At 37.7% G+C, this 20020-nt stretch carries 28 protein-coding genes; 1 reads left to right on the plus strand and 27 read right to left on the minus strand.

Annotated features, from left to right (window positions below; genetic code table 11):
• Position 1 precedes the first annotated feature (1 nt).
• The 6 genes from gatC to JUD45_RS02955 form a co-directional block, all read right to left on the minus strand.
• Positions 2–307 carry an Asp-tRNA(Asn)/Glu-tRNA(Gln) amidotransferase subunit GatC gene (gatC, locus tag JUD45_RS02930; RefSeq protein ID WP_034531556.1) on the minus strand — a complete coding sequence of 102 codons (306 nt, stop codon included), beginning with the start codon at positions 305–307 and terminating at the stop codon, positions 2–4.
• Between the two features lie 62 nt (positions 308–369).
• Positions 370–1470 carry a CamS family sex pheromone protein gene (locus tag JUD45_RS02935; protein WP_203619678.1) on the minus strand — a complete coding sequence of 367 codons (1101 nt, stop codon included), beginning with the start codon at positions 1468–1470 and terminating at the stop codon, positions 370–372.
• A gap of 18 nt (positions 1471–1488) precedes the next feature.
• A complete protein-coding gene (ligA, locus tag JUD45_RS02940; protein ID WP_203619679.1) occupies positions 1489–3507 on the minus strand; it encodes an NAD-dependent DNA ligase LigA in 2019 nt (672 codons plus the stop codon).
• An 11-nt stretch (positions 3508–3518) separates the two neighbouring features.
• Positions 3519–5780: a DNA helicase PcrA gene (gene pcrA, locus JUD45_RS02945; RefSeq protein ID WP_203619680.1), complete on the minus strand. Its 2262-nt coding sequence runs from the start codon at positions 5778–5780 to the stop codon at positions 3519–3521.
• A 106-nt stretch (positions 5781–5886) separates the two neighbouring features.
• Positions 5887–6462, minus strand: coding sequence for a xanthine phosphoribosyltransferase (locus JUD45_RS02950; RefSeq protein ID WP_053792870.1), 576 nt, complete (start codon positions 6460–6462; stop codon positions 5887–5889).
• Entirely contained in the window at positions 6443–7009 is a 567-nt protein-coding gene (locus tag JUD45_RS02955) for a glycoside hydrolase family 73 protein (protein WP_203619681.1), read from the minus strand. The genes JUD45_RS02950 and JUD45_RS02955 overlap by 20 nt, the downstream gene beginning before the upstream one ends.
• Before the next feature lie 241 nt (positions 7010–7250).
• Here JUD45_RS02955 and JUD45_RS02960 point away from each other — a divergent pair, with 241 nt between their 5' ends.
• Positions 7251–7520, plus strand: coding sequence for a hypothetical protein (locus JUD45_RS02960; RefSeq protein ID WP_034534428.1), 270 nt, complete (start codon positions 7251–7253; stop codon positions 7518–7520).
• Positions 7521–7539: 19 nt separating this feature from the next.
• Here the strand turns inward: JUD45_RS02960 and JUD45_RS02965 are convergent, their stop codons facing one another.
• The 21 genes from JUD45_RS02965 to rpsH form a co-directional block, all read right to left on the minus strand.
• Positions 7540–8139, minus strand: coding sequence for an ECF transporter S component (locus JUD45_RS02965; protein ID WP_034534425.1), 600 nt, complete (start codon positions 8137–8139; stop codon positions 7540–7542).
• Positions 8140–8277: 138 nt separating this feature from the next.
• Entirely contained in the window at positions 8278–8670 is a 393-nt protein-coding gene (gene rpsI, locus JUD45_RS02970) for a 30S ribosomal protein S9 (RefSeq protein ID WP_034531546.1), read from the minus strand.
• A 13-nt stretch (positions 8671–8683) separates the two neighbouring features.
• Positions 8684–9127: a 50S ribosomal protein L13 gene (rplM, locus tag JUD45_RS02975; RefSeq protein WP_034534424.1), complete on the minus strand. Its 444-nt coding sequence runs from the start codon at positions 9125–9127 to the stop codon at positions 8684–8686.
• A 121-nt stretch (positions 9128–9248) separates the two neighbouring features.
• Positions 9249–10049, minus strand: a complete 801-nt coding sequence (truA, locus tag JUD45_RS02980; RefSeq protein WP_054483705.1) for a tRNA pseudouridine(38-40) synthase TruA — start codon at positions 10047–10049, stop codon at positions 9249–9251.
• Between the two features lie 9 nt (positions 10050–10058).
• Entirely contained in the window at positions 10059–10853 is a 795-nt protein-coding gene (locus tag JUD45_RS02985; RefSeq protein ID WP_203619682.1) for an energy-coupling factor transporter transmembrane component T family protein, read from the minus strand.
• Positions 10846–11721, minus strand: a complete 876-nt coding sequence (locus JUD45_RS02990) for an energy-coupling factor transporter ATPase (RefSeq protein WP_034531539.1) — start codon at positions 11719–11721, stop codon at positions 10846–10848. The genes JUD45_RS02985 and JUD45_RS02990 overlap by 8 nt, the downstream gene beginning before the upstream one ends.
• On the minus strand, positions 11691–12518 hold the full coding sequence (locus tag JUD45_RS02995; RefSeq protein WP_203619688.1) for an energy-coupling factor transporter ATPase: 828 nt from the start codon (positions 12516–12518) through the stop codon (positions 11691–11693). The genes JUD45_RS02990 and JUD45_RS02995 overlap by 31 nt, the downstream gene beginning before the upstream one ends.
• A gap of 176 nt (positions 12519–12694) precedes the next feature.
• Positions 12695–13078 (minus strand): 50S ribosomal protein L17, encoded by a 384-nt coding sequence (rplQ, locus tag JUD45_RS03000; protein ID WP_034531537.1) that lies wholly within the window; start codon positions 13076–13078, stop codon positions 12695–12697.
• A 21-nt stretch (positions 13079–13099) separates the two neighbouring features.
• The gene (locus JUD45_RS03005) at positions 13100–14050 is read right to left on the minus strand and encodes a DNA-directed RNA polymerase subunit alpha (RefSeq protein WP_034531535.1); all 951 of its coding nucleotides are present in this window, start codon (positions 14048–14050) and stop codon (positions 13100–13102) included.
• Positions 14051–14123: 73 nt separating this feature from the next.
• Positions 14124–14513 (minus strand): 30S ribosomal protein S11, encoded by a 390-nt coding sequence (rpsK, locus tag JUD45_RS03010; protein ID WP_034531534.1) that lies wholly within the window; start codon positions 14511–14513, stop codon positions 14124–14126.
• 23 nt (positions 14514–14536) lie between these two features.
• The gene (gene rpsM, locus JUD45_RS03015) at positions 14537–14902 is read right to left on the minus strand and encodes a 30S ribosomal protein S13 (RefSeq protein WP_034531532.1); all 366 of its coding nucleotides are present in this window, start codon (positions 14900–14902) and stop codon (positions 14537–14539) included.
• Between the two features lie 27 nt (positions 14903–14929).
• On the minus strand, positions 14930–15046 hold the full coding sequence (gene rpmJ, locus JUD45_RS03020; RefSeq protein WP_034531530.1) for a 50S ribosomal protein L36: 117 nt from the start codon (positions 15044–15046) through the stop codon (positions 14930–14932).
• A 33-nt stretch (positions 15047–15079) separates the two neighbouring features.
• Complete coding sequence (gene infA / locus JUD45_RS03025; RefSeq protein WP_034531529.1) at positions 15080–15298, minus strand: translation initiation factor IF-1; 219 nt, start codon at positions 15296–15298, stop codon at positions 15080–15082.
• A gap of 159 nt (positions 15299–15457) precedes the next feature.
• Positions 15458–16108 carry an adenylate kinase gene (locus tag JUD45_RS03030; RefSeq protein WP_277813699.1) on the minus strand — a complete coding sequence of 217 codons (651 nt, stop codon included), beginning with the start codon at positions 16106–16108 and terminating at the stop codon, positions 15458–15460.
• Positions 16109–16138: 30 nt separating this feature from the next.
• Positions 16139–17455 (minus strand): preprotein translocase subunit SecY, encoded by a 1317-nt coding sequence (gene secY, locus JUD45_RS03035; protein WP_034531525.1) that lies wholly within the window; start codon positions 17453–17455, stop codon positions 16139–16141.
• Positions 17456–17887 (minus strand): 50S ribosomal protein L15, encoded by a 432-nt coding sequence (gene rplO, locus JUD45_RS03040; RefSeq protein WP_034531523.1) that lies wholly within the window; start codon positions 17885–17887, stop codon positions 17456–17458.
• A 25-nt stretch (positions 17888–17912) separates the two neighbouring features.
• Entirely contained in the window at positions 17913–18095 is a 183-nt protein-coding gene (gene rpmD, locus JUD45_RS03045; protein ID WP_034531522.1) for a 50S ribosomal protein L30, read from the minus strand.
• Between the two features lie 14 nt (positions 18096–18109).
• The gene (gene rpsE / locus JUD45_RS03050; RefSeq protein ID WP_034531520.1) at positions 18110–18613 is read right to left on the minus strand and encodes a 30S ribosomal protein S5; all 504 of its coding nucleotides are present in this window, start codon (positions 18611–18613) and stop codon (positions 18110–18112) included.
• Positions 18614–18633: 20 nt separating this feature from the next.
• On the minus strand, positions 18634–18990 hold the full coding sequence (gene rplR, locus JUD45_RS03055; RefSeq protein ID WP_080695536.1) for a 50S ribosomal protein L18: 357 nt from the start codon (positions 18988–18990) through the stop codon (positions 18634–18636).
• Positions 18991–19044: 54 nt separating this feature from the next.
• Complete coding sequence (gene rplF, locus JUD45_RS03060; RefSeq protein ID WP_054608320.1) at positions 19045–19584, minus strand: 50S ribosomal protein L6; 540 nt, start codon at positions 19582–19584, stop codon at positions 19045–19047.
• Between the two features lie 31 nt (positions 19585–19615).
• Positions 19616–20014 carry a 30S ribosomal protein S8 gene (gene rpsH / locus JUD45_RS03065; RefSeq protein WP_034531516.1) on the minus strand — a complete coding sequence of 133 codons (399 nt, stop codon included), beginning with the start codon at positions 20012–20014 and terminating at the stop codon, positions 19616–19618.
• Between the last annotated feature and the right edge of the window lie 6 nt (positions 20015–20020).

A 20020-nucleotide genomic window follows, 5' to 3' on the forward strand; every position in this document is an offset into this window, starting at 1 on the left:
ACTAGTCCCCGCTTTCATCAATGATTGTAGGTGTTCTAATTAATCCGTCGGAAACGTCTGGTGCGTTATCTAATAATGCATCCCTTTGTCCCCAATTATCAGCAACATCTTCTCTCATAACGTTAATTTGATCTGTAACACTAAATGTTGGTTCGACATTGCTAGTATCTACATCATTTAAGGAATCAAAAATTCCCATGATACTACCTAATTGGTCAGTAAAGTATGGTAGTTGTTCATCGGTTAATTCTAGCTTAGCCAATGATGCAACGTGACTTACTGTCTCTTTACTAATTTTTTCAGACATCGTTGTTCCCTCTTTCTTATATATATTGATAATACTGCTATCAGTATTTTAACACATTCACATTAGTAACTGGTAAAAACGTGAGTATAGAAATTCTTTGATCCAGTTTTTCTTGATAAGAAACTTTGAATTCCTTCTGAAGAACTAACTTGGATATCAATTGGAATGTTGTTTGGTAAGTACTTCTTAGCTGTAGAAGCTACATATTGAGTGAAACTGATGATTTCACTTTGTCCATAGAATTGAGTGGTGATGTTAACGTGTAGACCACGTAAAGTTCCGTCAACGTAATGAGCTTGAGCAGTAACACCACTTAAGTTAGGGAAGAACTTTTGAACTTGGTTCTTGAAGTTTTCAAAAGCGTCTTCGTCATTACTATTAACTTCACTGGTTGAACTATCTGGTAGGACATAGTTCTTAATATCTAGTGACTTCCAGTTATCAACACTGGTTGATCCGGCCTTATTAACTGAGTATGAGTAGAAGTTACCACCAACTAAACTATCGTTAGATGCTTGTTTATATAAAGCAATCACGATTGGAATGTTCTTTAGGTCCTTCTTTTGTCTTAAACGTTGTAATACCTTGTCGGCAATTTCCTTACCTTGTTTTTCAATATCACTATCGCTTAATTTCTTTTGGTAAACGGCACCATAAGCTTCCTTACGGTAGTAGTAAACGGAGTTAATTCCAAGACCAACGGTCATTCCCTTAATCTTTAGAGAACCATGACTTTGTTCCATGAAATCTTGTTCATCCATTTGTTGTAAGTAAAGTGGTTTCTTAGTATCACTACCTGCTGGGTTCAAACCATCAGGATTGTTCTTACTCTTACGACCTAACCAATCTTCGGCAGTACTAGTGTCGATGTATTGGCCTTCTTGTAGGATGTATGTATCTGTTGGGAATTGATCCTTTGAGATACTTAGTAATCCATTTTCAAAACCTTTTAGGTTTAATTGGTTGTCATTTTGTTGAACAGAAACCCCTCTGGATTTACTTGTTAAGTAGTGACCATTCTTAATTACACCTTGATAATAATTGCTATTAGTTTGGGAAATAACTTGAGTACCAGATGAACTGCTACTGTTATCGTTGCTTCCACAAGCTGCTAACACTAATGCACTTAGTAGTGCTACAAATAAAACGTTTAATTTTTTCAACTTGCTTTCCTCCACAAATTACTTAGTTTCATTAACTACAGCAATAAAATCTTGTTCGGTCCATACATCTACACCGAGGCTTTGGGCCTTTGTTAACTTACTTCCGGCATCTTCACCGGCAATTAAAACATCAGTCTTCTTAGAAACGCTTCCGGTAACCTTTGCTCCGTGTTTTTCCAACCATTCGCTGGCCTTTGGACGTGTCCATTCTGAAAGTTTTCCAGTTAAAACCATTGTCTTTCCAGCAACTGGTGAATCAGAAGTATCAATATCAGCTTGAGTAGCTCCTAGATATTGCATGTTAACACCAACTGATTTGAATTCATCAATTAGTTTTTGTGCTTCCGGATTTTCGAAGTAAGTCACAATACTATCAGCGATTGTTTGACCCATTCCGTTAATCTCGGCAATATCTTCAGCACTAGCTGCCATTAGCTTATCCATGTCACCAAAGTGTTCAGAGATAATTCTAGCGGCCTTGGCACCGACGTGTCTGATTCCTAAACCAAATAGTAATCTTTCAACTGAATTACTACGGCTATTATCAATTGCAGATAATAAGTTTGTTGCGGACTTACTACCAAACTTATCTAGTGTTTCAAGTTCTTCTTGAGTTAGTTTGTACAAACTAGCCGCATCATCTAACATGTGACGATCGAATAGTTGTTGGACAATTCTTGGACCCAATCCATCAATGTTCATCGCATTTCTGGAAGCAAAGTGATTAATTTGTTCACTTAATTGAGCTGGACACTTTGGATTAATACATCTCAAAGCAACTTCATCATCCAAATGAACTAACTTATCACCACATGATGGACAAGTAGTTGGAATAACATATTCCACACTGTCAGCTGGACGTTTGCTTGGGATATATTCAGAAATTTCTGGAATGATATCTCCAGCCTTGTGCAACTTAACAGTGTCACCAATGCGGACACCCTTTTCTTCAAGATAATCAGGGTTGTGCAATGATGCCTTAGAAACCTTAGTACCTGCTAATTGAACTTCGTTCATGATAGCAGTTGGTGTAACCACACCGGTTCTACCGACAGTCCATTCAATATCTAGTAGTTTAGTTTCCACTTCTTCTGGTGGGAACTTGTATGCAATTGCCCACTTTGGCACCTTCACAGTGGTTCCGATTTGTTCTTGTAAGGATAAGTCGTTTTCCTTAATAACAATTCCATCGATACCATAGCTTAGTTCATCACGGCGTTGTGTGTAATATTCGATGTAGTCATGGACATCGTCCATGTTCTTAATCACACGGTATGTGGGATTAATGGTGAAACCTAAGTCCTTAAGTTCTTCCAATAATCCAGCTTGGGTATTAGTTTCTAGGTCATCGTAATTTGCAACGTTGTACATGAAGGTACTTAGTTTACGATGTGCGGTAACCTTTGAATCTAATTGTCTTAGACTTCCGGCTGCCGCATTACGTGGGTTGGCAAAAACTGATTCACCATCTTTTTCACGTTGTTCATTTAGTTTCACAAAAGATGACTTAGGCATGTAGCATTCACCACGCACCTCAATGTCGATTGGACGAGTTAACTTTTGTGGAATTGATTCAATCGTTTTTAGGTTGTTGGTGATATCTTCACCAATTGTTCCATTTCCACGAGTTGAACCTTGAACTAAAATCCCGTTTTCATAGCGAAGTGAAATTGCTAAACCATCAATTTTTAATTCACAGTTATACTCGTTGATTTCTGGATAGTTCTTATCCAAGCGATCGATGAAGTCCTTTAGTTCTTCTTCAGAGAAGACATCCCCTAAAGAAAGCATTGGAATTTCATGATTGACCTTGTTGAAACCAGGTAAAGTTTGTCCCCCAACGTTTTGGGTTGGTGAATCACTAGCAATTAAATCAGGATGGCTAGCCTCGATTTCTTGAAGTCGGCGGTAGCTCATATCGTAGACATGATCTTCTACGCTTGGACTATCTTCTTGATAGTATTGACGACTCCAAGTCTTTAGTTGGTCTTTTAATTTATTGTATTCAGTTTGAATATCGTTACTTTGATCAGTCAATTAGCTCACCTCTATTGAACTTTTTGAATTGGTGCGAATGCAGCTAATAGTCTTTTTAATCCCTTGTCTGGGAAAGCAATATCTAGTTCCATATCTTCGCCAGTACCGTTAACTTTCACAACAGTACCTGTTCCCCAGGCCTTGTGTTCAACCTTGTCACCAACGGTCCATGCCTTCTTGTCAGCACCAGTTCCTTCAGGTTTTTGAACCTTCTTGGCTGGTTGCTTGTAAGCACGTTGTTGTGCAAAGCGCGCATTACGTTGGCTTCTGTTTGAATCAAATGGTGTCTTTACAGTACTGCTTTGTGCAAAGTTGTTTTCTGATTCAATTAACTCAGGTGAAATTTCGTTTACAAAACGAGATTCAGGATTAGTTTGACGACGACCATATAACATTCTTGAGAACGCGTTAGTTAAGAATAATTTTTCTTGTGCACGGGTAATTCCTACGTATGCTAAACGACGTTCTTCTTCTAGTTCCTTTTCATTTTCCATTGAACGACCTAGTGGGAAGATTCCTTCTTCCATTCCCATTAAGAATACAACTGGGAACTCTAGCCCCTTGGCAGCGTGAAGTGTCATTAGGGTAACTTGTGGAGAGTTTTCTTCGACATCGTCTTGTGCGGAAACTAAGGCTAGATCTGCTAAGAAGTCGGTTAATGGTTCGTTACCATCTTCGTTGTCTTCTTCACTCCTGTTGGTATCGAATTGTTGAGTTACTGAAATAAATTCTTCAATATTTTCAATTCTAGCTTTGTTTTCAAGTGAGTTAGTCTTCTTTAGTTCTGCTAGGTAACCAGTGTCATCCAATACGTGTTGGGCAACATCTGTGACGCTACCTTCTTTGGCAACCTTTTGAATCTTAGTCATCACGTTGGCAAAGTCAGCAATTGAGTTTCTAGCACGACTTGAAAGTGTGTTGTTTAAATCAACGTTTTTGGCAGCTTCTAGCATTGACCAACCGTTTTCACCGGCGAAAATTCTAAGTTTATCAACACTTGATGCACCAATTCCACGTTTAGGTTCATTGATGATACGTTCTAAACTCATTGAATCACTTTGGTTAGCGACTAGTGTTAGGTAAGCCAAGATGTCTTGGATTTCCTTTCGGTCGTAGAACTTGTGTCCACCAACAATGTTGTATGGAATGTTTGATTTTAGAAGTGTTTCTTCAATAATACGTGATTGAGCATTGGTACGGTATAGGATAGCAAAATCATTGTATGAGTAATGCTTTTCATCCATAATCTTTTGAATTTGGGTAACTGCGAAACGTGCTTCATCAATTTCGCTTTGGCCACGGTAGTATGAAACCTTGTCCCCTTCTTTGTTTTCGGTCCAAAGGTTCTTGGCCTTTCTAGCAACGTTGTTTTGAATAACGTCGTTAGCAGCACTTAAGATGTTCTTAGTTGAACGGTAGTTTTGTTCAAGCAATGTTGTGTGCGCGTCATTGTAATCATCTTGGAAGTTCAAGATATTGTTCATGTTGGCACCACGCCAACCGTAGATACTTTGATCAGAATCCCCAACAACACAGATGTTTCTGTATTTCTTAGAAAGCATAGTAACTAGTTTGTATTGTGCTTCGTTGGTATCTTGGTATTCATCGACGTGAATGTATTGGAATTTATTTTGGTAGTATTCCAATGTTTCCTTATCGGATTCAAACAATTGGATGGTTAACATGATTAAATCATCAAAGTCCAATGCTTGGTTTCCGTGAAGACGTTTTTGGTATTCGTCATAAACCTTAGATACAGTTTCTTCAAATGGACTGTTGTGGTCAATTGATTCACTGTATTGAATTGGGTCTAATAAGTCATTTTTAGCGTTTGAAATAGCTGAAAGAATTGCTCTTGGGTCGTTCTTCTTAGGATCAATATCAAAGTCCTTTAGAATTCTCTTTACCAAGGTTCTTTGTTCACTACTACCGGCAATGGTAAATGCACGGTTAAAACCAATTTTATCAATGTGTCTTCTTAAAATTCTGACACATAGAGCATGGAAAGTAGAAATCCAAACGTCGTTTCCACCGTAATCTAGTAAGTTAGAAACACGTTCCTTCATTTCACGAGCTGCTTTATTGGTAAAAGTAATTGCTAGGATATTCCATGGCAATACGTTTTTTTCTTCGATTAAGTAAGCAATGCGATGGGTTAAGACACGGGTCTTACCACTACCTGCACCGGCCATTATCAATAGAGGACCTTCGGTACATAGTACTGCTTCTTTTTGTTTATCATTCATTCCTGAAATTAAATCGTTTACTGGCACAAAAAACACAATCCTCTCAAATTTATATATAGTTTAATTATATCATAGCTGGGCATATTTTCATTTAGCACCAAATAAAAAAGTCGGCAAATTATGCCGACTCTTTTTAATCTTCTACAAAAGTGACTTTGTCGTTATCTAGTGATTTAATTTTCGCAAGTGATTCTAGATGAATCCCTGTCTTTTCAATCAAATCGTGGCCCTTTTGATATGATTTTTCAATTACGATACCAATTCCATTAACTGATACGTTAGCTTGTTTAGCTACGTCCAATAATCCTTGAACAGCTTGGCCATTGGCTAAGAAATCATCAATGATTAGTAGACGGTCATTGGGTTGAATAAATCTTTTATCGATACTAATTTGGTTGCTGGTTTGTTTAGTGTATGAATATACCTCACTAGTATATACGTCATCTGTTAGTGTTAAACTTTTGTGTTTTCTAGCAAACACAACTGGGACATCCATGTACAATCCAGCCATTACTGCAGGAGCAATTCCGGAAGATTCAACAGTTACGATTCTAGTAATGTCGTCGTCCTTAAATAGTCTAGCAAATTCCTTACCCATTTCAGCCATCAATTTAGGATCAACCTGATGGTTTAGAAATGCATCAACTTTTAATACATCCCCAGGTAGTACACGTCCGACTTCTTTAATCTTATCTTCTAGTAGTTTCATTTGATGTTCCTCCTGTAGTGGTAGTTTGTTTATCATATTGATATAGCTTGTATTTACGGATAATTTCAATAATCTTATTGCGATATGTTGGATCAGTCGCATATCCGTCAACTTGTAACCCCTTTGCAGCAGCAACGTAATTATCTGAGTCAATTACATCCTTATACTGATTTGGGTTCCAATCAGTCCCATTTACGAGCAATAGCGCGTGGCTTTCAACTGACTCGGACCAACTGTTATACACTCTAAAACGACCCGTGATGGTGATAAATTTGCCGTTTACAAACTCTTGGGTAGAAAGATTCACAGATGGTTGGTTTCCCGACGCTTTAACACCGTATAAGTTATTATATTGACTAGATAATTGACTAGTTCCCCAGTCTGACTCAAGGATTGCTTGGGCCAAACTGATACTAACTAGGATGTTGTAACGTCTTTGCACGTCATTTGCGGCCGGTAATAAAGCATTGATGAACTTACGATGTTTCTTTAACACATTCTGTTGTGTATATGAATCATACGTGTAAATGCGATCAAATATCTTCATCCCGCCTGCGAATAAGAGTACGCCAACGATTAAAATAAAAATAAGACATCCAAAGTTAGATGTTTTCTTCTTTCTTCTTCTTCGATATCTTCTTTTACTCACAGAATCTCTCCTTATATTATTTAATATTCTAAACTATTCGCTAAAAAAAAGAAAATCAAATTTTAACTTAAATATTGTTTAATTGACAAATGACTCATTTTTCTGTAATTTTAAGGTATAAGTTAGGAGATGTATGCTTTTGGTAAAAGATAAATTAACAAGCAATGACAAATCACCATTTGATGTTGGTGACCAAGTTTCATTCATGCTAGAAAAGAAGAAATTCCAAGGAATCATTGAAAAAGGATACAACAACTCATACATGATTGGTTTTCAAACTACCGATCCTGCATTAGAGGACAAATACCACGGAAAGATCGTTATTAACAACAAGAACATCACCATGGTAAAAGAAGGACCTCACAACTCAAAAGGTAAAAACAAGGATAGTGAATCCGACGAAAAGTAATAAAAAAGCACTGATGACATTAGTCATCGGTGCTTTTTTTGCGTATTTTCAATAGTGGTGAACCAATCACTGGTACCAATGCACCAGAAAGAATGGCTTCCACTAATCCGTTGGTTGCTGCTACGAATAATAGGTATGGTAGTAGTTGATCAACATTAATGTGGTAGATGTTAAATGCATCCCCGCGGTAGAATACATAGACCAAACCTAATAACACAACGGTGTTGACTAGTGAACTGACGAACCCAGTGATTGACATATACATGCGATATGGCTTGTTAGGTTTGTATAATCGTTTGAAAATTAATCCAGCGACTAAACCAACTAGGATTCTTGGTAGAACAGAAACTAGTGGGTTCGTAAATACATAGATTGCCAATGGACTAGTTGGCCACCAAAATGCGCGGACAAATGTGATCAATCCCCAAACACCACCGACAATTGCCCCCTCTTTAGTGCCAAGCAGAATTGCTGCTAAGACAACTGTGATTGGAATGATGGTAACACTAAGTGGTCCAATTGGAATGTTTCCCAATCCAGGGATACTTGTTTGTATGATAATTATTGCGATAAACACGGATAAGATGTTCATCTTATAAGCTTTATTTCTAATGATCATCATCTCCTCTTTGAGATTTTACTTTCATATAAAACAACATTGAATATTAAACACTATTTTAATTAATAAGTCCACTTATGTATAAAAAAAGAACTTCCACACGGGAAGTTCTTTTGAAAACAGAAAGATAAGTGTATCTTAACGTTTTGAGAATTGACCAGCTTTACGAGCTTTCTTAAGACCTGGTTTCTTACGTTCTTTCATACGAGCGTCACGAGTTAATAAACCGGCACTCTTTAATGAAGCACGGAAGTCAGGATCTACTTCTAGCAATGCACGAGCGATTCCGTGACGAGCTGCACCAGCTTGTCCTGAGAAACCACCACCGTTAACATTGATTAAAGCATCGTAGTTACCTGATGTTTCAGTAACATTGAATGGTTGCATTACCACTGCTCTTAAGTTAGGGAATGGAATGTAATCTTCAATATCCTTTTTGTTCATAACAACTTTACCAGTACCGGGTACTAAAATTACTCGGGCTACTGAGTCTTTACGACGGCCTGTGCCGCGATATTGTACTTGAGCCAATTAAGTTTCCTCCTTAAATTAGGTTATTAATGTCTAATACTTCAGGGTTTTGTGCTTGGTGAGCATGGTTAGCATCAGCGTATACGTGTAAGTGTAGTAATTGCTTGTGAGCTAATGTACCACTTGGTAGCATACCTTTAACTGATGTTTCAACTAACTTGTCTGGAGTATCATTTAACATTTGACCAGCAGTTTTTTGTTTTAGACCACCTAAATAACCTGTGTGGTGGGAGTATAGCTTATCGCTAGCTTTACGACCTGTTAATGCAACTTTTGAAGCATTAATAACAATAACGTTATCGCCAGTATCTACATGAGGTGTAAATGTTGGCTTGTTTTTTCCTCGTAAAATAGAAGCAACGACAGTTGATAGACGACCTAAACTGATATCAGTTGCGTCAATGATGTACCACTTGCGTTCTACTTCACCTGGTTTTGCCATATATGTTGTACGCACTTTAATCTTCCTCCATGTTTCTGTGTTTGTTCGACACCAATATAAGTTTCCGGGGCTTATTGTGGGGCAAACAATACCATGCTTTATACTACAATTTTTTAATTATAAAGTCAACCTAAAATCATCTTTGATGATGAGGTAGTTTTGTAGGATGAGCAGGATCATCTCCCTCATAGTATACATGTTTTAAGTATAGTCCGCTAGCGGGAACCGTTCTTCTTGCTTCAGTACGATCCTTAACTTTGTATAGTCTTAAAATATCATGTACATCCCTTGAACCTGAACCAATTTCAACTAAGACCCCTACCATGATTCTAACCATGTTATATAGGAAACCATTACCGTAAAATTCGAATATTAATTCATTTTCTTTTTCATCAATTCGACATTTTGCTTCGTAGATGGTTCTGACATTAGTTCTAGCTGATGAACCTGAGGCAACAAAACTAGTAAAGTCATGTTCACCAATCAAGTCTTTTAGCGCAATGTTAATCTTGTCAATATCAACCGGGAATCTCCATTGCGCTGTATATCTTCGTTTGAATGGATTACGGAATTCGCCCATATCCATTCGATACATGTATCGTTTCCCTGATACATCGTATCTAGCGTGAAAATCACTTGGGACCTTTTCTACCTTTTTAATTTGAACATCCAAAGGTAGCATGCTGTTCAATGCCTTTAGCATGTTTTCTTCAGGAAGGTCGTATGGAAAGTCAAAATGAGCGACCTGTCCTAATGCATGAACCCCTGCGTCTGTTCTACCTGATCCATACACAGTAATTGCTGGGTCCGGATTTTTAGCCATCTTATTAACAATCTTGGTTAAGATTCCTTCGATGGTTCTTTTCTTTGGCTGACGTTGGAAACCGTAAAAGTCGGTTCCATCATAAGCCATCGTGATTTTATAACGATATGACATTTCTATTATCTAACTCCTATATATAAATATAACTATCGCCATGACTAAAATTAATAGCATGCATACAAAATCATTTGGTTTCCATTTAAATGTATGAAAGTGAGAACGTTCCTTGTTAGTCTGATAGCCCCTTGCTTCCATTGCGATACTTAAATCATCGGCATGTTTAAAGGCACTGACAAACAAAGGTATCAATAATGGGACAAACGCCTTAACACGTTTGATTAGTCCCCCATCACCGAAGTCGACACCACGAGAACGTTGTGCATCCATGATTAATTTAGTTTCATCTGTTAAGGTTGGCACGAATCTCAATGAGATAGAAATCATCAAAGAGAAAGTTTCAACCGGGAAATTAAATCGCTTTAGTGGTTTTAATAACGCACTAATGCCTTGTGAGATTTCAAGTGGTGATGTCGTTAGTGTCAACACAGTCGACATCGCAATAATTAGCATAAAACGAATCGTTAATACGATTGCGTTTAAAATTCCATAGCTTGTTAGTTTAACAATTCCCCATGAAAAGTAAACGTGCCCACCTGAGCCAAAGAACACCTGAATCATGACTGTGAAAATAATCACCCACAGCATTGGCATTAATCCCTTAATGAAGTATCCAAAGGAACACTTTGATAACAATACGAATAACAACACAGTGGCTGCCATCAAGACGTATGTAATTAAATTGTTGGCAAAGAAAACCATGATGATATAGGCAAATGCGATTAACATCTTGGCGGCTGGATTCATTTTATGAATTAGTGAGTTACCAGGAAGGTATCTTCCAAATATAAAGTTATTCATCCTTATCTTCATTCCTTAATTTATTAATGATGCCGTTAATTAATTCGTCCGCGTCTAAAGATAACTTATCTAGTGTTACACCTTTATCAGCCAAATCCTTGGTAATCTTAACAGTCTCAGGTACTTGTAGATCATACTTGTTCAAGAAATCCACGTCCGTGAATAGCTCGTCAGGATAACATTTTTTAACAACCTTACCACCACTCATAACGACTACTCGATCAGAATATTTGGCGACGTCATCCATTTGGTGACTAACTAAAACGATTGTCATGTTTTCTTCTCGATTAAGTCTTCTAATCAAGTCGAGGATATATTGTTGTCCCTCTAAATCTAAACCAGCAGTTGGTTCATCCAACACTAGGATTTCTGGGTTCATTGCTAAAACACCAGCAATCGCTACCCTTCTCTTTTGACCACCTGATAAATCAAATGGTGACTTCTTCAATAGGTCATGGTCTAAATGAACCAGGTCAGCTGCATGCATCACAGTATCGTTTAGTTCTTCTCCGGTAACGCCAAAGTTACTTGGACCAAAGGCAATGTCTTCCTCCACTGTTTCCGCAAACAATTGTTGTTCTGGAAACTGGAATACCATGCCAATCTTTTGACGGAGTGGCTTTAGGTGCTTGTTATTAGTACGACTTGTGATTTCCTTATCACCGATTGTGACACTACCACTAGTTGGTCTTAATAAGGCATTAATATGTTTAATCAATGTCGATTTTCCACTACCAGTCTTACCGATAATTGAAACAAAAGAACCACTCTTTATCTTCAATGAGACATCTTCTAGAGCATGAAATTCTAATGGCGTGTTTTCTTGATATACGTGACTTACATTTTTGAATAATATTGCGTTATCCATTCTACAATCTCCTCGTCATTCAAATAGTCATCAGAAATATCAAAGCCCTCTTCCTTCAATCTTAAACGTAGTTGTTCTGAGAAAGGTAGCTTCAAACCATATTCCTCGACATTGTCTAATTCAGTGAATAGCTTTTGTGGAGTGGTATCTAGTACCATCTTACCGTCACGAATTAGAATCGTACGATCTGATTTTTCGATTTCGTTAATATCGTGTGAAATCGATAATACAGTTAGATTATACTTTGTTCTAACATCATTAATCAAATTTGTTATTAAGTATTTTGCTTTCGGATCCAACATGCTAGTGGCTTCATCCAAGATAATAATCTTGGGGCTCATGGCTAGAATCCCTGCAATGGCAACACGTTGCTTTTGCCCACCTGATAATCTGGTTGGGTCCTTTTCAGCATAGTCCAACATATCAACGTCAGTTAACGCCTTTTCGACCGCATCTTTCATCTTATCCTGTGGCATGTTTCTGTTTTCTAAACCAAATGCGATATCATCTTGAACCGTTGATGCCACAAACTGGTTGTTAGGATCTTGGAAAACAATCCCAATTCTATCTCTTATGTCATTAACAGTATCTTCATTTAATTCAATCCCATCAACTTTGATACTGCCGCTTTGGGCCTTTAATAAACCATCTAGTAAGCTAATTAGTGTCGATTTCCCACTACCGTTTTTCCCGATAATGGATACCCATTCACCTTCATTAATATCAAAGGATAAATCATTTACAGCAAAGTTGGTTGAATCAGTATATTTAAATTTTAGGTTTGATACATTGATAATCTTACTAGACACTTCATTCACCCCGTTTAAAATTATGTATAAAAAAATCACTAATAGGCTATTGATGCGAAGCAAAGCTCCATTCAAGCTAGACTTGGGGCTTGCCCATCATCATAACGCTTTATATCAATAGCCCTAGTGATTTGTTGTTACTATTTAATTAAGTTTACGATTAATTAATCAACTAATTGTAAAATAACCATTGATGCACCGTCACCACGACGAGGCATAGTCTTTAGAATACGAGTGTAACCACCGTTACGTTCTGCATACTTAGGAGCAATTTCATCAAATAGCTTTTGTAATGCAGTAGTAACAGTTACGTCATCACCATCTTCTTTAGCATCAGCAACTACGTTTTGTAGGAATGCTGCAGCTTGACGACGAGCATGAAGATCTCCACGCTTACCAAGAGTAATCATCTTTTCAGCAGTTGAGCGTACTTCTTTAGCACGAGCTTCAGTGGTCTTAATTTCACCGTTTACTAACAAGTCAGTAGTTAGGTTACGTAGTAATGAACGACGGTGTGCACTAGTACGTTGTAATTTACGGTAACTCATAAATGGATATCCTCCTTTATACTAATCTTCTTTACGCAATGACAATCCAAGGGCTTCTAACTTATTCTTTACTTCAACAAGTGACTTACGTCCTAAGTTACGAACCTTCATCATGTCTGCTTCGCTTTTGTTGGTTAATTCTTGAACAGTGTTGATTCCTGCACGCTTCAAACAGTTGTATGAACGAACTGATAAGTCCAATTCTTCAATTGTCATTTCAAGCATCTTTTCTTTGTGTGTTTCTTCCTTTTCAACCATAACTTCAGTGTTCTTGGCTTCATCAGTAAGATCAACAAACATAGCAAGATGGTCGTTTAGAATCTTGGCTGCTAAACTAATTGCTTCACTAGGAGTGATGGAACCATCAGTCCAAACGTCAAGAGTTAGCTTATCAAAGTCAGATCTTTGACCAACACGTGCGTTTTCAACTTGATAATTAACACGTTCGATTGGGGTATAAATGGAATCAACTGGTAAGACACCGATTGGCATTCCATCATTACGAGCCTTATTCTCATCAGCAGAAACATATCCGCGACCCTTGTTTGCAGTCATTCTCATGTGGAATGTAGAACCTTCAGCAACTGTAGCGATGTGTAAGTCTGGATTTAAGACAGTTACATCACCATCAGCCTGAATGTCTCCAGCAGTTACTTGAGCTGGACCAGTAACATTGATTTCCATTTCTTTGTCTTCGCCATCTTCGGCATCCAACTTCAATGAAATCTTCTTAACATTTAAAATAATTTGAGTTACGTCTTCTACAACACCAGGTACTGTAGAAAATTCATGTAAAACATCATCAATTTGAATGCTAGTTACGGCTGCACCAGGTAAAGATGAAAGTAAAATTCTACGCAACGAGTTTCCAAGAGTTGTTCCGTATCCACGTTCTAGTGGTTCAACAACAACTTCTCCATAATTATCAGTTTCATCAATCTTATGAATATTAGGTTTTTCAAATTCAATCATTCTTATCTTCTACCCCTTTCAAAACGCTCTGAGTTAAATATTAATTAGTCCATCATACAGAGATGAGAATAAATTAAACTCTACGACGCTTTGGAGGACGAGATCCATTATGTGGAACTGGAGTAACATCACGAATAGCAGCAACTTCTAAACCAGTTGATTGAAGTGCACGGATAGCTGATTCACGACCTGAACCAGGACCTTTAACAGCAACTTCAACAGTCTTCATACCATGTTCCATAGCTGTCTTAGCAGCGGCTTCTGAAGCCATTTGTGCAGCAAATGGAGTTGATTTACGACTTCCACGGAATCCTAAAGCACCAGCAGATGACCAAGCAATTGCATTACCTTGCATGTCGGTAATCATAACTAATGTGTTATTAAAAGTAGAGTGAATGTGAGCAACACCAGATTCGATGTTCTTCTTTACTCTACGCTTACGAGAACCTTTCTTTTGAACCATGATTTACTAACCTCCTTTATTTATTATTTTTTCTTACCAGCAATAGTTACTTTTTTACCCTTACGAGTACGGGCGTTGTTCTTTGTGTGTTGACCTCTAACAGGTAAACCACGACGGTGACGCATTCCACGGTAAGAACCAATTTCTTGAAGCTTCTTGATATTCATTCTTACTTCACGACGTAAGTCACCTTCAATTTTGTAATTGTCAACAACTTCACGGATTTTATCTTCTTGGTCTGGAGTTAAATCACGAACACGAACATCTTCTGAAACGCCAGCCTTTGAAAGGATTTCAGCAGCTCTACTTTGACCGATTCCAAAGATGCTAGTTAGACCAATAACGATACGCTTATCACGTGGTAAATCAATTCCGGCGATACGAGCCATTCAAACACACCTCCTGTTTATATAAAATTACTTACCTTGTCTTTGTTTATGTTTTGGATTTGAGCAAATGACCATAACACGGCCTTTTCTCTTAATTACTTTACAATTTTCACACATTGGTTTTACTGATGGACGAACCTTCATTATATAACCCTCCTATACTTCAAGACAGTATCCTTACTTATAACGGTAAGTAATACGTCCCTTGCTTAAATCATATGGTGACATTTCAACTGTGACACGATCACCAGGTAAAATACGAATGTAATGCATTCTAATTTTACCGGAAACGTGAGCTAAAATTTCGTGACCATTTTCTAGTTCAACACGAAACATAGCATTTGGTAAGGTTTCGCTAACCTTACCTTCAATTTCAATAACATTATCTTTAGACAAAGAATTTTCCTCCTCGAAAAATACGATTACTACATAAAGGTAGCCAAATGCCAAGATATTATCGACAAAGACCGCCATGTAGCTAATCGCAAATACACATGGGTTAGTTTATCACACAAACATACTTCCAGCAACAAATGCTAGCCGCAGAAGCAATTACTAGAATTGCTTAAGTATTTTGTCAATGTCTTTAGTAACATCATCAATATCTTGACCACCATCAACAGTGAATAATAAATCACGTTCTTTGTAAAAATCAATTAATGGTGTATTCATCTTGATGTTCACATCTAAACGATTCTTAACTGTTTCAGGCTTGTCATCACTACGTTGATAAAATTCATGGCCACCACAAATATCACAAGTATCTTCAACTTTTGGCATTTTGTATAGCTTGTGGTAAGTGGCACCACAGTTCTTACAAATGAATCTACCAGAAAGTCGATCAACAAGAACTTTAGGGTCAACGTCAATATTTATAACAGCATCCAATGGACGATCAAGCTCTTTACAAATTTCTTGCAAAGCATTTGCTTGTTCGATAGTTCTAGGAAAACCGTCTAACATATATCCTTTTTTAGTATCATCTTGTGCAAGACGATCTTTAACAATTCCACATGTTACATCATCAGGAACCAAGTTCCCTTTGTCAATATATTGTTTTGCCTTTAATCCCATTTCAGTTTGGTCTTTTATAGCGGCACGAAAGATATCTCCAGTAGAGATATGTGGAATACCATAATTTTCAATAATGGATTCAGCTTGTGTACCTTTACCAGCTCCAGGAAGCCCCATTAAGATTAAGTTCATTGACATATTTAATTACCTCCATTCACACTTTTATAAATCATTTGGACGAGGTGATTGAATGAATCCAACATATTCTTGTTTCATCATTAAACCACGAATTTGTCTAATTGTTTCGATGGCAACACCAACAACAATTAGTAAACTAGTACCACCTAAACCGATGGATTCGTCTAAGCTCCAAACGTTTTGTGCAATTAAAGGAATTAAAGCAACAATTCCTAGGAATAGGGCTCCAACTACGCTAAGTCTCATTAGGACTTTTGACACGTAAGTTTGAGTTCCATTTCCTGGCCAAACACCTGGAATATAGCTTCCTTGTTTTTGCAAGTTTTCTGAAAGTTTTTCAGGGTTAACTTGAACAAAAGCGTAAAAGAATGTAAAGACAACAATTAATACAGTATATAAGGTAGCACCTGAAAGAGTTTGCATATTAAATACGTTACTCAATACTTGGTACCAACCATCACCAGAATGTTTACCTGCAAAGAAAAGCAAGATTGCTTGTGGTGTTGAGATAAACGAACTGGCGAAGATAACAGGGATAACACCGGCAACATTAACCTTTAAAGGTAGGTAACTATTGTCACCCGCGCCTGTTTCTCTTCTAGTATATTGAATTGGAATCCTACGTTCAGCTTGTTGGAACCAGGTAACAAAAGTAACAATTATTAGAATTACAACGAATAGCGCAGCTAAGAATAAGATAGAAGGCCATAGTTGTGAAGAAGTATCTCCAACAATGTATTCCTTATATAATTGTTGAACTCCTGTAGGAATTCTTGCGATAATACCGGCGAAGATGATCATTGAAACACCTTGACCGATACCACGATCAGTAATCATGTCACCCATCCAAGTTGTTAACATTGAACCACCGGTTAAAATTAAACCGATACTCAAATAAGTAGCAGGACCAGGATTTTGAACAAGGTTCAAACTGCTTAAAGTGTTAAATCCGGCTGTAATTCCAATAGACTGCACGAAAGCAAGAAATACTGTAAGTATTCTGGTAACTTGGTTCAACTTACGTCTACCCACGTCACCTTGTTTGCTCCATTCAACAAAACGAGGAACGATATCCATTTGTAATAGTTGAACGATGATTTGCGCAGTAATATATGGTGAAACACCCATAGCAAATAGTGAATAGTTAGTTAATCCACCACCACTAAAGGTGTTTAAAATGCTAACCAAGCCAGATGAAGCAACGCTTTGGAGTGCCTTAGCATTTATACCAGGTACTGTAATATAAGCACCTAATCTAAAAACAATCAATACTCCCAAAGTAAACATGATTTTATTTCTAATATCCTTTACCTTAAAAGCGTTTTTCAAGGCTGATAGCATCTAGATCACCTCGATCTTACCGCCAGCATTTTCGATGGCTGACTTAGCAGCATCAGAAAATTTGTTAGCCTTAACAGTTAGCTTCTTGTTAAGTTCACCGTTACCTAGAATCTTAATTCCATCCTTGGCACTCTTAACGATACCAGCTTCCATTAAAGTTTCTGGTGTAACTTCAACACCGTCGTCAAATTGATCTAAAGTAGATAAGTTAACGATAGCGTATTCCTTACGGTTAATGTTAGTGAAACCACGCTTAGGAATTCTACGGTAGAAAGGCATTTGGCCCCCTTCGAATCCAACACGTGTCTTACTACGAGCCTTTTGACCCTTTTGTCCACGACCAGAAGTCTTACCTTTACTTCCTAATCCACGACCTAGACGTTGTCTTGATGAACGTGAACCTTCGGCAGCTTTTAATTCATGTAATTTCATTTGAAGTGCACCTCCTTGTTATTTATTACTTAACTTGTTCAACTTTAACTAAGTGTGCGATATGGAACAATGCTCCACGAGTTGCTTCGTTGTCAGGTTTAACAACAGTACTGTTAATACGACCTAAACCTAGCGCCTTAACAATTTTACGTTGTTTGGGGAGACGGTGTTCTGCACTGTGAGTTAAAGTAATCTTTAATTGAGCCATCTTCTAACCCCTCCTTATTCTGCTAAATGTTGAGCAGAAACGCCACGTAAAGTAGCAACTTTTTCTGCACTCTTCAATGCTTTTAGTCCTTCAAAAGTAGCACGAATAGCATTGATTGGAGTATCTGAACCTAAACGCTTACTTGTAACATCGTCAATACCAGCTAATTCCATAACTGAACGAACGGCACCACCAGCGGCAACACCAGAACCTTCTTCAGCAGGTTTTAACATGATCTTACCACCACCATAAGTACCGATAATTTCATGAGGAATAGTAGTACCAACCTTAGGAACACTAATTAAGTTCTTACGACCATCTTCAACAGCCTTACGGATAGCATCTGGAACTTCTTGAGCTTTACCAGTACCGAATCCGACGTGACCATTTCTATCACCAACAACAACTAAAGCAGCAAAACGTAGACGACGTCCACCTTTAACAACCTTAGTAATACGGTTGATTGATACGACAGTATCTTCAAGTTCTAATTTATTTGGATCAATAAATTCAGCCATTGCGGTTATTCCTCCTTTTATTAAAATTCTAGTCCGTTTTCACGTGCAGCTTCAGCAAGAGCTTGTACACGTCCATGGTATAAGTAACCACCACGATCGAAAACAACATTTTTAACATTTTTTTCAACGGCACGTTTGGCAACTAAAGCACCAACAGATGATGCTTGTTCAGTCTTGTTTGAACCGTTAACTTCTTTGTCTAGAGTTGAGGCACTAGCAAGCGTAACACCCGCTACGTCATCAATAACTTGAGCGTAGATGTTTTTGTTAGAACGGTATACGTTCAAACGTGGGCACACAGCAGTACCAGAGATTTTGTTACGGACACGCAAGTGACGACGTTGACGTGTCTTGTTTTTATCTGGTTTATTAATCAAAATAGTCACCTCTTAAATATTAATTAAAATAGTTAAGCAATGAGATCTAACTCATTACTTACCTGTCTTACCTTCCTTACGACGTACAACTTCGTTTTCGTAACGAATACCTTTACCCTTGTAAGGTTCAGGTGAACGAACAGCACGAACACGAGCTGCAAAGTCACCAACGTGTTCTTTGTTGATACCGCTGATAGTAATAGTTAAACTATCTGGAGTTTCAACCTTAAGATCATCATTGATTTGCATTTCAACAGGGTTGGAGTAACCAACGTTTAATTCTAGGACAGAACCTTTAGCTTGAGCACGGTAACCAACACCGACTAGCTTAAGTGTCTTAGTAAAACCATTTGATACACCTTCAACCATGTTGTTTAAGTTAGCACGCATAGTACCGTGCATTGCACGGGTCTTGTTATCGTATCTAACTGCTGGTTCAAAAGTTACAACGTTATCATTAACGTTCATCTTGATAATTGGTGAGAATTCACGAGTTAGTGAACCCTTAGCACCTTTAACAGTTACGTTGTTACCTTCAGTTGATAATTCAACACCTTCAGGTAAAACAATCTTTCTGTAACCAATACGACTCATTTCATTACACCTCCAATTCAAGCAAAAAGTATTACCAAATGTAAGCTAATACTTCTCCACCAATTTTTTTAGCACGAGCTTCTTTATCAGTGATAACACCTTCAGAAGTTGAGATAATTGCAATACCTAAACCATTTAATACCTTAGGAATTGAATCAGATTTTACGTATGAACGTAGACCTGGTTTTGAAATACGCTTCAAGCCAGTGATAACACGTTCATTGTTCTTACCATATTTTAGGAATACGCGGATAACGCCTTGTTTGTCGTCTTCAACGTATTCAACATCGCGAACGAAACCTTCACGTTTTAAGATTTCAGCAATGTTGTTTTTGATTTTTGAAGCTGGAACTTCAACTGAATCGTGACGAGCCATGTTGGCGTTACGAATTCTAGTTAATAAGTCAGCGATTGGATCTGTCATGGACATTAACGT

This window comes from Apilactobacillus nanyangensis (genome assembly GCF_016861915.1).
GTDB lineage: Bacteria > Bacillota > Bacilli > Lactobacillales > Lactobacillaceae > Apilactobacillus > Apilactobacillus nanyangensis.